The organism is Herbaspirillum frisingense GSF30, from assembly GCF_000300975.2.
In the GTDB taxonomy this organism is placed as follows: Bacteria; Pseudomonadota; Gammaproteobacteria; order Burkholderiales; family Burkholderiaceae_D; genus Herbaspirillum; species Herbaspirillum frisingense.
Map to the genome: position 1 here is coordinate 41,459 of NZ_AEEC02000022.1, position 13,285 is coordinate 54,743.

At 64.9% G+C, this 13,285-nt stretch carries 10 protein-coding genes; 8 read left to right on the plus strand and 2 right to left on the minus strand.

Annotated features, from left to right (window positions below; translation table 11 throughout):
- Positions 1–109: 109 nt before the first annotated feature.
- Positions 110–814, minus strand: coding sequence for a GntR family transcriptional regulator (locus HFRIS_RS15585; protein ID WP_006464362.1), 705 nt, complete (start codon positions 812–814; stop codon positions 110–112).
- Positions 815–1,444: 630 nt separating this feature from the next.
- Here HFRIS_RS15585 and HFRIS_RS15590 point away from each other — a divergent pair.
- The 8 genes from HFRIS_RS15590 to HFRIS_RS15625 all read left to right on the plus strand — a co-directional run bounded on the left by HFRIS_RS15590 (position 1,445) and on the right by HFRIS_RS15625 (position 11,731).
- Positions 1,445–2,776 carry an ABC transporter substrate-binding protein gene (locus tag HFRIS_RS15590; protein ID WP_006464363.1) on the plus strand — a complete coding sequence of 444 codons (1,332 nt, stop codon included), beginning with the start codon at positions 1,445–1,447 and terminating at the stop codon, positions 2,774–2,776.
- A 94-nt stretch (positions 2,777–2,870) separates the two neighbouring features.
- Positions 2,871–3,746 (plus strand): branched-chain amino acid ABC transporter permease, encoded by an 876-nt coding sequence (locus tag HFRIS_RS15595; RefSeq protein WP_006464364.1) that lies wholly within the window; start codon positions 2,871–2,873, stop codon positions 3,744–3,746.
- Positions 3,747–3,774: 28 nt separating this feature from the next.
- Entirely contained in the window at positions 3,775–6,297 is a 2,523-nt protein-coding gene (locus HFRIS_RS15600; RefSeq protein WP_039876036.1) for a branched-chain amino acid ABC transporter ATP-binding protein/permease, read from the plus strand.
- Between the two features lie 37 nt (positions 6,298–6,334).
- Entirely contained in the window at positions 6,335–7,120 is a 786-nt protein-coding gene (locus HFRIS_RS15605) for an SDR family oxidoreductase (RefSeq protein WP_006464366.1), read from the plus strand.
- Between the two features lie 9 nt (positions 7,121–7,129).
- The gene (locus HFRIS_RS15610; protein WP_006464367.1) at positions 7,130–8,059 is read left to right on the plus strand and encodes a 3-hydroxyacyl-CoA dehydrogenase; all 930 of its coding nucleotides are present in this window, start codon (positions 7,130–7,132) and stop codon (positions 8,057–8,059) included.
- Positions 8,060–8,564: 505 nt separating this feature from the next.
- The gene (kce, locus tag HFRIS_RS15615; RefSeq protein WP_006464368.1) at positions 8,565–9,497 is read left to right on the plus strand and encodes a 3,5-dioxohexanoate:acetyl-CoA acetone transferase; all 933 of its coding nucleotides are present in this window, start codon (positions 8,565–8,567) and stop codon (positions 9,495–9,497) included.
- 140 nt (positions 9,498–9,637) lie between these two features.
- Positions 9,638–10,609: a thymidylate synthase gene (locus tag HFRIS_RS15620; protein ID WP_006464369.1), complete on the plus strand. Its 972-nt coding sequence runs from the start codon at positions 9,638–9,640 to the stop codon at positions 10,607–10,609.
- A 60-nt stretch (positions 10,610–10,669) separates the two neighbouring features.
- Entirely contained in the window at positions 10,670–11,731 is a 1,062-nt protein-coding gene (locus HFRIS_RS15625; protein ID WP_006464370.1) for an NAD(P)H-dependent flavin oxidoreductase, read from the plus strand.
- Between the two features lie 10 nt (positions 11,732–11,741).
- Here HFRIS_RS15625 and HFRIS_RS15630 read toward each other — a convergent pair whose 3' ends face one another.
- Positions 11,742–13,220 (minus strand): efflux transporter outer membrane subunit, encoded by a 1,479-nt coding sequence (locus tag HFRIS_RS15630; protein WP_039876010.1) that lies wholly within the window; start codon positions 13,218–13,220, stop codon positions 11,742–11,744.
- Between the last annotated feature and the right edge of the window lie 65 nt (positions 13,221–13,285).

The window sequence follows — 13,285 nt, forward strand, 5'->3', positions numbered from 1 at the left end:
GGAAGTGGCGGAAAGTGGGCATTGTACCAACAGCCTGAGCCATCCCCGCCAAATTTGACGCAGCGCCGCATGCACGCTGGCTAGCTGCGCTCAGCTTCCCGGGTGTGCGTCAATCCGGCAGGCCATCGCCGGCCAGGATCATCTCGGCTGCGCTCAACAGGTCACCCTGCAGCCCCTCGCGCGCCTTTTGCGGCGAGGCCTCGCGCAGGCCTTCCAGCAGGATCGCATGATGCTTCAGGGCCGGCGCTTCAGCCAGGCGGCGCGAACCGGCGCGCAGGTCGAGGTTGATCACCGGGCCCACCTGCAGCCACAGGCCGGCGATCAGGTCCACCAGGGTTGGCATGCCCGAACCCTGGTAGGCGGCGAAATGCAGTTCCTTGTTCAGGCGGATGATCACATCGACATTGGGCTTCTTGCGCTGCATTTCCACCGACAGGGTTTCGTGCAGACGGGCGACTTCATCGAGCTCGTCCGGTCGGATGTGGCTGGCCGCGTGTTCCACCGCCAGGCCCTCCAGCGCCAGCCGTATCTTGAGCAGTTCGCTGAACTTGCCCTTGGTCATCAGCGGTACGCGCATGGCGCGGTTGGGCAGGATTTCCAGCGCCCCCTCTGCGGCCAGTTGACGCACTGCCTCGCGTACCGGCATGGGGCTGGTCCCCAGCGCATCGGCCAGCCCCTTGAGCGTGAGCTTCTGGCCGGGCCGCACCTGGCCGGCCTGGATCAGTTCGCACAGGTCCTGATAGACCCGCTCGGACAGCGTGGCGTGCTGGATCTTGCGCACGGTGGAGAGGTCGGCAATCAGTGTCTGGTCCATGGCGATAGATGAAAATTTTTTGCGGATTATAGCGGAGCACTTCCGGCGAGCACTGTCCAGGAGCACTCCGGCACAAGCTGCGGACGCGCCCCACATTGCTGACCGATGCTGCTCAAGGCAGGGCGCATGCAACCTTAACGGGGCGACTGGCAAGAGGACGACAGCTATCCGTTCCTGATCCCGTCACCCATTTCGCTGCTTGCATGATCGGTTGACGCTACCGATTCTATCGAATACATTTGATCACATGTCAAATAAATGACATCGGCAGAACAAAAATCGGATCAGCGCGGCGCCATCCCACAGCCAACAGTCTTGCGGCGGTGGTCGGCCCGCAGCGGTGACGGCCACCAGGAGACAGTTGCACCGGATGCATGCACAGCGCAGACAACAGCGCCTGCGTCATCTATCCCCCTCGTGAGGACAGGCTTGCCTGCCCTGCCCGCTCGCCGCTGCACACTTCGCCCATCTCCGGTTCTCGGCGCTGGCCCACCCGGCCGCTGCGCATGTTGCTGCGAACACGACCGACGGCCGCCATCCCAGTCCACCGCCCCGGTCACCCTGCTCGATACAAAGAACGCAGTTCCCAGGAGACACCGGCGCCCGCCGGATATTTAGGAGGATCGCACCATGGAGCAAGACCAGAGCACGTCCGGCAACAACGGCATCAACCACGACAGCGACAACAGCGACAGCACCACCAGCAGCACTGCAAGTCCCGCCTCCCCGCGCCGCCGCCGCATCCTGCAAGCCGGCGCTGCCGCCATCGCGGGCGCCTCGACTATGGGCTTTCCGGCCATCGTGCGCGCCCAGTCCGACAAGATCATCATCGGCCACCTGACGCCGCGCACGGGCTTTCTCGGTCCCATGGGCGAATACGCGGTCATGAGCATCAACCTGGCCGTGGAAGAACAAAACAAGGCCGGCGGCCTGCTGGGGCGCCAGCTCACCCTGCTGTCGGAAGACTCGGTCAATCCGCCCACCGCCTCCTCCAAGGCACAGCGCCTGCTGGAGCGCGATGGAGCGGCGCTGCTGATCGGCGAGATTTCCTCGGCCTCGGCGCTGGGCATCGCCCAGGTCGCCCAGCGCAACAAGAAGCTCTTCATGAACACCGGCTGCAACTCCGACGAATTGCGCGGCAAGAGCTGCAACAAGTTCATGTTCCACATCGAGGCGGCCAACTCCACCTACGTCAAGGCCTGTGGCCAGCAACTGCTGCAGAACGGCCTGATCAAGGGCAAGAAGCTGTATGCCCTGACCGCCGACTATGCCTTCGGCCATGACCTGCTGCGCACCGCCAAGGTATTCGTCGGCGCCAATGGCGGCACGATTGCCAACGACGAACTGGTGCCCACCGATGCCACCGACTTCAGCCCCTACCTGCTCAAGATCCGCCAGGCCAAACCGGACCTGGTGATCTCCAACCTGGCTGGCAACCAGATCACCAACTTCATCAAGCAGTATTCCGAATTCGGCCTGCCCTTCCCCATCGCCGGCTTCGGCTTCGATACGGTGGCAGCCTGGGGTGCGGGCGCAGACAACTTCGCCGGCACCTGGCCCACCACCTGGCACCACGATGTCGACAGTCCTTCCTCCAAGGCCTTCGTGGCGGCCTTCATCAAGAAGTACGGCAAGCCGCCCGAGAACCAGGCCTGGGGCGAATACGTGGGCTTCCGCTCGGTCGCCCAGGCGATCGCCGAGACCAAGTCGCTGGACACCATGAAACTGATCGAGTACTTCGAGAAAGGTGCGCAGATCGACATCCTCAAGGGCCGCAAGGGCGTCTATCGCGACTGGGACCACCAGCTGATGCAGGAGATGTACACCCTCTCGCCCAAACCCAAGGGGCGCGCCAAGGATCAGTGGGACTTCCTGCAACTGGGCGCGGCCGTGCCGGGACCGAACGCACCGCTGGATTCGATCGCGCCGACCATGCAGGAAAACGCCTGCAAGTTCAGCTGAACTTCCCCGGACCATACCGCCACGCGGCCATGCCTGAGACCCGGGCGTGGCCGCCAGTCGCCTCACTTTCGCAAGGCCTCGGGCCGGAGTTGCAATGCAAATCGTTTTCCTGCTGGAACAAATCCTCAACGGATTGCTGGTCGGCGGCTATTACCTGCTGATCGCGCTGGGGCTGTCGCTGATCTTCAGCCTGGGCGGCATCGTCAACCTGGCGCACGGCGCCTTCTATGCCATCGGCGCCTATCTCGCCGTGGAGATCACCAGGCATCTGGGATTTACCGGGGCGGTCTTCATCTCGCCGCTGCTGGTGGCGCTGCTGGGCATCCTGTTCGAACGCTTCCTGCTGCGCCGTTTCTATTCGGCCGATCCCATCCTGGGACTCTTGCTGACCTTCGGCCTGTCGATGGTGGCGGAACAGCTGATCCGTATCCTGTGGGGCGCATCGCCACTCCCGGCTTCGATCCCGGCGGCCTTCAAGGGCCAGATCATGGTGGGTGACTTCATGTACTCGCGCTATCGCCTGCTGATGCTGGCCATCGTAATCGTGGCGCTGACGCTGATCTGGCTGCTGCTCAACAAGACCTCCTTCGGCCGCGTGGTGCGTGCCGGGGTGCAGAAGCCCGACATGGTGGCGGTACTGGGCATCCGCCTGCAGCCCTACATGACGGCCATCGTCATGCTGGGCGTCGGCCTGGCCGCACTGGCCGGGGTGCTGTTCGCGCCGATCTCGGGGGTACAGCCGGCCATGGGGGCCGAGATCATGACGGCCGCCTTCGTGGTGGTGGTCATCGGCGGCCTGGGCAGCTTCTGGGGCGTGGTGCTGGCCGCCGTGCTGGTGGGCGTGGTACGCGGCATCACCATCCAGTTCTACGCCCCGGCCGGCGAGGCCTCGATGTACCTGCTGATGCTGCTGGTATTGATCTTCCGTCCGCGCGGCCTGTTGGGCGAGCGCATCGAACGCTTCGAATGAGACCGCGGCCATGAACCCTATGCTCTCCATGAATCCGAAACACCAATCCCTGTGGATCGGCGCCGCCGCGCTGGTCATCACGCCCCTGCTGCTGCCATTGCTGGGCCTGACCACCACCTCGGCCACCGACGTGGTCATCTACGCCATTGCCGCCATGGGCTTGAACCTGCTGGTGGGCTATACCGGCCTGACATCGTTCGGTCACGGTGCGTGGTTCGGGGTGGGCGCCTATGCCGCCGCGCTGTCGCAGAAATACTGGTTCCCCGGCCAGATCGTGCTGCCGTTGCTGTTCACCATCGCTTTCATCGCGGTTTGCGCGGCACTGGTGGGCTTTTTGATCCTGCGCCGGCGCGGCGTGTATTTCTCGCTGCTCACGCTGGCCCTGTCGGCGCTGACCTTCGCGGTGGCCTTCCGCTGGACCGACTTCACCGGCGGTGAATCGGGGCTGGGCGGCATCGTGCGACCGGTGGTCGCCGGCATCGACCTGGACCAGTCGCTGGCCTACCTGGTCTTCGTCAGCCTGATCGCCTTTGCCGTGCTCTACTGCCTGCACCGGCTGATCCGCTCGCCGTTCGGCCACACCATCGTGGCCATCCGCGAGAACGAGCAGCGGGCGCGCTTCCAGGGCTACGCCACCATCGTCTACAAACTGCAGATGTTCATCATCTCGGCCACCGTCACCGGCCTGGCCGGTGCTCTGCTGGCCTTCCACCACCGCTTCGCCTCGGCCGAGCCGACCTCGGTGGCCTTCTCCGGCGAACTGCTGGCGATGGTGGTGATCGGTGGCATGCGCAGCTTTCTCGGGCCGGCGCTGGGTGCGCTGTTCTACATCCTGTTCCGCGAATGCCTGTCGATCTGGACCGAGAACTGGCTGCTCTGGTTCGGCCTGGCCTTCGTCGGTTTCATCCTGTTCTCGCCCACCGGGCTGGTCGGCATCTGGCGCCAGCTGCTGCGCCGCCTCAAGCCGCCGGCCGAAGTGGGCGCCGCGATGAGCGCACGCCAGATCGTCGATGGCCTGCCGCTGCCGGACTTCCTGCAACCGCCCCCTCGGCAGGGCGTGGTACTGGAAGCCCGCGACATCGAAATCCGCTTCGGCGGCATCCAGGCGGTCAAGAATGCGCAGATCGCATTGCATGCAGGTGAAATCCACGCCCTGATCGGCCCCAACGGCGCCGGCAAGACCACCACCTTCAACCTGATCTCCGGCATGTTCGCCCCGCATGGCGGCAGCGTGCTGCTCAACGGCCAGCCCATCCACGGCCTGCCGCCCAGCGAGATTTGCCAGCGCGGCCTGGCGCGCTCGTTCCAGATCACCAATCTCTTCAAGGGCCTGTCGATCTACGAAAACCTGCGGCTCTCTCTGCAGGCGCGGCATGCGGCGCGCTACAACATGTGGCGCGACATCGACAGCTATCCCGAGATCCATGCCGAGACCGCCGAACTGATGCGCTTCCTCGGGCTCAAGGGCATCGACGACATCGAAGGCGGCGCCCTCTCCTACGGCGGGCAACGGCTGGTGGACCTGGGTATCGCCCTGGGCTCCAAGCCCCAGGTGCTGCTGATGGACGAACCTCTGGCCGGCCTGGCCGCTGCCGAACGCGAACGGGTCTCGCGGCTGGTGCAGATCATCGCCGCCAACATCCCGGTGCTGATCGTGGAACACGACATCGACCGCGTGCTGGGCTTCTCGCAGCAGGTCACCGTGATGAACCAGGGCAGCGTGCTGATGGCCGGCACACCCGAACAGGCCCGCGCCGACCAGCGCGTGCAGGAAATCTACACCGGTCACGGCACCCCGCCGGTCACCGGCCGCAGCAGCGGCGATGCGCAGGAGCGGGCGCAGTTGCTGGCCTTCGAGGGCGTCAATGCCTACTACGGCAAGAGCCACATCCTCAATGACGCCAGCCTGGAGGTACGGCAGGGCGAGATCGTTGCCCTGCTGGGCCGCAATGGCGCCGGCAAGTCCACCCTGCTCAAGACCCTCACCGGCCTGCTGCGCCCAGCCTCCGGCACCATCCGCTATGACGGTCGCGACATCGCCGGACTGTCCGCCCCCGATATCGCCCGCCTGGGCATCGGCTATGTACCGCAGGGGCGCGGCCTGTTCGCCGGCATGACAGTGGCCGAGAACCTGGCGCTGGGCCGACTGGCGCGCAAGAACGACAGCAGCAACGGCGTGGCCTGGAGTGAAGAAAAGATCTTGCAATACTTCCCGCGCCTGAAGGAACGTCTGCACACCCATGCCGATTTCCTCTCCGGTGGTGAACAGCAGATGGTCGCGGTAGCCCGGGCGCTGTCGGGCAACGTCAAGCTGCTGTTGCTGGACGAACCCTTCGAAGGCCTGGCCCCGGCCGTGGTGCAGGAATTGTTCACCGTCTTCGACCAGTTGCGGCGCGAGGTTTCCATCGTCATCGTCGAACACAACCTGGACCTGGTGCTGGCCCTGGCCGACCGCGTCTTCGCCCTGGAGCGCGGCGCCGTCTTCCACACCGGACCGGCCGAACCGCTGCTCAACGATCTTACCTATCGCAAGAAAATCCTCTGGCTCTGAGCCAGCACTCTCCCTCCCGCAACAAGGACACTGCACCATGGACCTGAATCTGAAAGACCAGAAAGTCATCGTCACCGCCGGCGCCCAGGGCATCGGCCTGGCCATCACCGCCGCCTTCGTCGAGGCCGGCGCCCACGTCCACATCTGCGACGTCAGCGAAGACTTCCTCGCCAGCGCCCGCAGCCAGTTCGCCGGCGCCCCCGTGAGCTACAGCCTGACCGACGTCACCAGCGAGACCCAGGTCGACGCCATGTTCGCCGACCTCAGCCAGCGCTGGGGCGGTGTACTGGATGTACTGGTCAACAACGCCGGCATCGCCGGCCCCACCCTGCCGGTGGAAGACGTCGAATTGTCCGGCTGGGACCAGACCATTGCCGTCAACCTTACCGGCCCCTTCCTCTGCACCCGGCGCGCCGTACCGATGCTGAAGAAGAACGGCGGCGGCTCCATCGTCAACATCTCCTCGGTGGCTGGCCGCCTGGGCTTTGCCCTGCGCACGCCCTACTCGGCCTCCAAGTACGGCGTCATCGGCCTGACCGAAACCTGGGCCATCGAACTGGGGCCGTCCAACATCCGCGTCAATGCCGTGCTGCCGGGCGTGGTCGAAGGAGCCCGCCAGGAGCGCATCGTCGCCGCCAAGGCAGAGGCCTATGGCATCGAACATGAAGAAATGCGCCAGCGCCTGCTCTCCAAGGTCTCGCTGCGCAAGATGGTCACGGCGCAAGACATCGCCAACCAGATCATCTTCATCTGCTCCCCGGCCGGCGCCTCCATCAGCGGACGCAGCCTGTCGGTGTGTGGCAATGTCGAAGTACTGAGCTGAGGAGCCACCATGAGTGAAAAGATCGCCGTCATCGGTGCCGGCCTGATCGGCCGCGCCTGGGCCATCGTCTTTGCCCGCGCCGGCTACCGGGTGGACCTGTGGGACGCCGTCCCGCAAGCCCTGCAGGGTTGCCGGCAACTGCTGCAGGACAACCTGGCCGACCTCGCCAGTCATGGCCTGATCGACGAAACACCGCAGACCGTACTGGCCCGCATCCACACGGCAGACAGCCTCGCCGCCGCCCTGCAGGATGCCATCCTGGTCCAGGAAAACGTCAAGGAAACGGTAGACGTCAAACGCGCCATCTTCGCCGAGATGGACAGCCTGGCCGCCCCGCAGACCATCCTCACCAGCTCCACCTCGTGGATCCCCACCTCCGCCTTCTCGGAGCACCTGCCCGGACGCGACCGCATCCTGGTCGCCCACCCTGTCAACCCGCCCTACCTGGTCCCCCTGGTCGAACTCGCCCCGGCCCCCTGGACCTCCGCCGCCACGGTCGAACGCGCCCGCGACATCTACACCCGCGCCGGCCAATCCCCGGTGGTCCTGAACAAGGAAATCACCGGCTTCCTGCTCAACCGCATCCAGGGCGCGGTACTGAACGAAGCCCTCAACCTCTACGAAAACGGCTACGCCACTGCTGCCGATCTCGACAAGGTCTTGAAGGACGGCCTCGGCCTGCGCTGGTCCTTCATGGGCCCATTCGAAACCATCGACCTGAACGCCCCCGAAGGCGTACTGGACTATGCCCGCCGCTACGGCCACACCTACCGCGACGTAGCGAAGACACAAGCTCCCAATGAATGGAACAGCGAGACCCTGGAGCGCATTGAAGCAGAGCGACGCGCCGCCTTACCCGCAGACCAGCTAGGCGAGCGCGCCCGCTGGCGCGACAACAGACTGATGGGACTGATTGCGCACAAGCGCAAGCAGAAATAGCAAACAAAGAAGCGACAAAGAAGCAAAGCAAAGCAAAGAAAAGAAAAGAAAAGGAAAGCAAAGGCAAAAACGAAGCAAGCAAGAGCACCACGAAGCCGAAGGCGAGCCCCCCGCGAGGCCGAAGGCGAGCCGGACACGCTTTCCCCCTTGGGAGCCAGCCGCCGGAGTGAAGCGGCAAGTGGATCAGAAAAATAGTGGGAGCGAAGCGACTCTATTTTTCCCACTTGCTGCTTCACTCCGGCGGGCACCCTCCGCAGGAGGGCTGGCTCTTGGGGGCCGTTTTCTTTGCTTACTTTCTTTGGCGGGCCAAAGAAAGTGAGCGGCTGCCGGGCCGCCCCCGGCGCTCCCCTGCGACCGGAGAGAGAAAAGCATTAAGCTAGAGCGAAAATAGTCAGCAAGACCAGACTACCCAAAAAACAAAACAACACAAAACGAAGCAAAGCAACAAGACAGAAGACAGCACAGCACCCCCAAAAGCACAACCAACATCAAAGGAGCACACCCCATGGCCAAGCCCAAGAAAGTCATCATCACCTGCGCAGTCACAGGCGCCATCCACACCCCCTCGATGTCCCCCCACCTGCCCATCACCCCCGAGCAGATCCGCGACGAAGCATTGGCCGCCGCCGAAGCCGGCGCCGCCATCGTCCACCTCCACGCCCGCGACCCACACAACGGCAAACCCACCCAGGACCCCGACGAATTCCGCAAATTCCTCCCCCAGATCAAAGCCCGCTCCAACGTCGTCATCAACCTCACCACCGGCGGCGCCCCCACCATGGGCGTAGAAGAACGCCTGCAACCCGCACTGCAGCTCAAACCCGAAGTCGCCTCCCTCAACATGGGCTCCATGAACTTCGGCCTGTATGAAATGCTGAACCGCTTCAAGGACTTCAAATACGACTGGGAACGCCCCTACCTCGAAGGCTCCGACGACCGCATCTTCCGCAACACCTTCAAGGACATCGCCTACATCCTCGAATCCTGCAGCGCCAACCAGACCCGCTTCGAAATCGAGTGCTACGACATCGGCCACCTCTACACCGCCGCCCACTTCATCGACCGAGGCCTGATCAAGCCCCCCTTCCTGATCCAGTCCGTCTTCGGCCTGCGCGGCGGCATCGGCAACGACGTCGAAGACGTGATGCACATGAAGCGCACCGCCGACCGCCTCTTCGGCGAAGACTACTTCTGGTCCGTACTGGGCGCCGGCCGCGGACAGATCCCGATCGCCACCATGTCGGCGGCCATGGGCGGCCACACCCGCGTGGGTCTCGAAGACTCGCTCTGGGACGGCCCCGGCAACCTGGCCAAGAGCAATGCCGACCAGGTCCGCCGCATCCGCACCGTCATCGAAGCGCTCTCCCTGGAAGTGGCCAGCCCCGACGACGCCCGCGCCATGCTGAAACTCAAGGGCGGCCAGAACGTCGGCTTCTGAGCGCCACCGCCCGCAGCGGGCAGGCCTTGGCGTTTCGTCATTGACCCCATGCCAAGGCTTCCCGCCGGTCGGGTGCTTGCCCTGTCGATGCGCTACAATCCCGCATCCCTCGGCCAGTGGCCAGCACCCGAAAAATTGCAATGAAACAATACCAAGACCTCATCCAGGACGTCCTCGAGAACGGCTCCTGGCAAGACAACCGCACCGGCATCCGCACCCTCAGCATCCCCGGCGCGATGATGCGCTTCGACCTGCAGAAGGGTTTCCCTGCGGTGACCACCAAACGCCTGGCATTCAAGTCGGTGGTGGGCGAACTGTGCGGCTTCCTGCGCGCCACGCGCAGCGCCGCCGACTTCCGCGCCCTGGGCTGCAAGGTCTGGGACCAGAACGCCAATGAAAACGCCGACTGGCTGGCCAATCCCTTCCGTACCGGCACCGACGACCTGGGCCCGGTCTATGGCGTGCAATGGCGCCAGTGGCCGGCCTACAAGCTGATCGATGCCGCGCATAGCGCGCAGATCGACGCGGCCCGCAGCAAGGGCTTCAGCATCGTCTCCACGCTGCAGGATGACGGCGTGGACAAGGTGCTGCTGTACAAGGCGGTGGACCAGCTGCGCGACTGCCTGGACACCATCGTCAAGAACCCCGGCAGCCGCCGCATCCTGTTCCATGGCTGGAATTGCGCGGTGCTGGACGAAATCGCCCTGCCCGCCTGCCACCTGCTGTACCAGTTCCTGCCCAACCAGAACACCGGCGAAATCTCGCTCTGCCTGTACGTGCGCAGCAACGACATCGGCCTGGGTACCCCCTTCAACCTGGCCGAAGCGGCGGCACTGCTGCATCTGGTCGGGCGCCTGACAGGCTACAAGCCGCGCTGGTTCAGCTACTTCGTGGGCGATGCCCACATCTACGAAAACCATATCGAGATGGTCAAGGAACAGTTGACCCGCGAGCCCTACCCGCTGCCGCAACTGCTCATTTCCGACCGCGTACCGGACTTCGCCAAGACCGGCGAGTACGCACCGCAATGGCTGGAACAGATCGAGCCATCCGACTTCTCGCTGGAGAACTACCAGCACCACGCCCCCCTGACCGCCCCCATGGCGGTCTGAACCACCTGCGCATGCCGCCACCGGCAGTGCGCCGGCCGGTGCGCGCTTCGGGAGAAATGCATGCCTACCCCCCTGCTGCAACGACTGGGCCTGGCCCATCCCATCATCCAGGCCCCCATGGCTGGCAGTTCCACCGTGGCCATGGCCGCTGCCGCCTCCAATGCCGGCGCCCTGGGTTCACTGGCGCTGGGCGCCTCCAGCGTGGCGCAGGCCCGCGAGGCGCTGGCACAGTTGCAGGCGCTCACGGCCAAGCCCTTCAACGTCAATTTCTTCTGCCATCAACCGGCGCAGCTGGATGCGACCCGGGATGCGGCCTGGCTGCAGCACCTGCAAGGCCATCTGGATGAATTCGGCGGCAGCATCACGCTGCCCTTGAAGGAGATCTACCAGAGTTTCAAGGTCGATACCGGGATGCAGCAACTGATGCTGGAACAGCCGCCCAAGGTGGTCAGTTTCCACTTCGGCCTGCCATCGGCTGCGGTGATCCAGTCCCTCAAGCAGGCCGGGGTGTTCCTGTTGGCCAGCGCTACCTGCCTGGACGAGGCACGCCAGATCGAGGCCGCCGGGATCGACGCCATCGTCGCGCAAGGCATCGAGGCCGGTGGCCATCGCGGCATCTTCGACCAGGACAGGGATGAGGAAATCGGGACCTTCGCCCTGGTGCGCCTGCTGGCGCAGCATAGCTGCCTGCCGGTGATCGCAGCCGGCGGCATCATGGATGGCAAGGGAATTGCCGCCGCCCTGCAACTGGGCGCGCAGGCGGTGCAGATGGGAACCGCCTTCCTGCTCACCCGCGAATCCGGCGCCAATGCCGCCTATCGGGCCCTGCTCAAGAGCGAGCGCGCCCAGCACACGCGTGTGACGGCCGCCATTTCAGGCCGCCGCGCACGCGGCATCGTCAATCGTTTCATGCAGGAAATCGATACACCCGGCGCGCCGCCGATTCCAGCCTATCCGGCCGCCTACGACGCCGGCAAGCAGCTCAATGCGATGGCTGTGGCCAGGGATGTGCACGAATTCGGAGCCCACTGGGCCGGACAAGCTGCGGCGCTCATCCGCGACGGGCTGACCGTGGCCGAGCTGGTCCAGGTGCTGGTGCAGGAGTGGCAGGCCACGGCCTGAGCCACTCCGTTCAGGATACGGTGCCGGTGGCGGTACCGGTGTCGCCCGGCACCTGCTTGTCCTGCCAGCCGCCGCCCAGGGCCTTGTACAGCGAGACGGTCGCCTGCAGCCGCTGCAGCTTGATCTGGCCCAGCTGGTTCTGGGCTTCAGAGAGGGTGCGCTGGGTATCGAGCACCACCAGCAGGTCTTCGGCACCGGCACGATAACGAATCTCGGCCAGCTCGAAGGCGAAACGGGCCTGGTCCACTTCCCCCACCTTCAGGCGGTACCGCTCTTCCAGGCTGCGAATCGCGCCCAGGGCCTTTTCCACCTCGGACAGCGAGGTGATCACCCGCTGCCGGTAGACCTGCACCAGTTCTTCCTTCTGGGCCTCGGCCAGGGCGCGCTGGTTGCGCAGGTTGCCGCCATCGAAGATGGGCGCGATCAGGCCGGCGCCGAGGTTGGCGAACAGGTTGGGACCATCGAACAGGGACAGCAAGGCATTGCTCTGCGCGCCCGTGGAGCCGGTCAGCGTGATGCTGGGGAACAGCGACGCCCGGGCCACGGCGACGTTGGCATTGGCGGCCGCCAGGTTGGCTTCGGCGCGACGGATGTCGGGCCGGCGGGTCAGCAATTCGGAAGGCAGGCCGGCCGAGATGCGCGGCATCTGGATGCCGGCCAGGCCTTTTTCCTCGACCTTGAAATTCTGGGGCGGACGGCCCAGCAAAATGGCCAGCGCCGTCTGGGCGTCCTGCTCCTGCTGTTGCAGGTCGGGGATCAGCTGTCGCTGGTTGGCCAGGGCCGAACGCTGGCGCGCCAGGTCCAGCGGCGAGGCCGAGCCGGCGCGGCTTTGCGCTTCCACCAGACGCAGCACGCGTTCGGCGTTGTTGACGTTCTGGCGCGCAATCTCCAGCCGGTCGCGCAGCGACAGCACTTGCAGATAGGTGGAGACGATGCCGCTGGTGACGGTCAGGGCCACCGTCTCGCGGTCATAGCGATTGGCCCGCAGGGTGGCTTCGGCCGCTTCGACCCCGGCGCGGTTCTTGCCCCAGAAGTCGATCTCGTAGCTGATCTGCAGGCTGGCGTTGGCGGCATTAGCCGGCGTTCCGCCTGAGATCGGCATTTCACGGCTGGCCCCGGCATTCAGGCTGACATTGGGCAACAGCGGCGCACCGGCGATGCGGGCCTGGGCCTCGGCCTGCTTGATGCGGGAAAAGGCGGCGGCGATTTCGTAGTTGTTGCGCTGGCCTTCCTGCACCAGCTCGGACAATTCGCCACTGCCGAACTGCTTCCACCAGTCGGTATCGGGCCACAGCTGTTCTGCGTGGGCCACATCGGCGGAAGCACCACCGCCCCACTTGTCGGGCACCTGCATTTCGAGGATGGGATCGGTCTGCACCTGGGGCGTGACGCAGGCCCCCACGGCAAGCGCCAGCGAGACGGCCAGCGCCACCCGCGCCAGGCGGGGCAGCAGATCGGAAACAGGCGGAGTGGGGCTAGGCAATCTCATGGGTCATGTGCATCGAAACAGGAAAAAGAGGCCGCCCTCCCCGGCGCAGCCTCTACTGTACAACA

Coding starts and splice junctions, on each gene's coding strand:
- HFRIS_RS15585 (WP_006464362.1), bottom strand. CDS start 814: ATGGACCAGACACTGATTGCCGACCTCTCCACCGTGCGCAAGATCCAG.
- HFRIS_RS15590 (WP_006464363.1), top strand. CDS start 1,445: ATGGAGCAAGACCAGAGCACGTCCGGCAACAACGGCATCAACCACGAC.
- HFRIS_RS15595 (WP_006464364.1), top strand. CDS start 2,871: ATGCAAATCGTTTTCCTGCTGGAACAAATCCTCAACGGATTGCTGGTC.
- HFRIS_RS15600 (WP_039876036.1), top strand. CDS start 3,775: ATGAATCCGAAACACCAATCCCTGTGGATCGGCGCCGCCGCGCTGGTC.
- HFRIS_RS15605 (WP_006464366.1), top strand. CDS start 6,335: ATGGACCTGAATCTGAAAGACCAGAAAGTCATCGTCACCGCCGGCGCC.
- HFRIS_RS15610 (WP_006464367.1), top strand. CDS start 7,130: ATGAGTGAAAAGATCGCCGTCATCGGTGCCGGCCTGATCGGCCGCGCC.
- kce (WP_006464368.1), top strand. CDS start 8,565: ATGGCCAAGCCCAAGAAAGTCATCATCACCTGCGCAGTCACAGGCGCC.
- HFRIS_RS15620 (WP_006464369.1), top strand. CDS start 9,638: ATGAAACAATACCAAGACCTCATCCAGGACGTCCTCGAGAACGGCTCC.
- HFRIS_RS15625 (WP_006464370.1), top strand. CDS start 10,670: ATGCCTACCCCCCTGCTGCAACGACTGGGCCTGGCCCATCCCATCATC.
- HFRIS_RS15630 (WP_039876010.1), bottom strand. CDS start 13,220: ATGAGATTGCCTAGCCCCACTCCGCCTGTTTCCGATCTGCTGCCCCGC.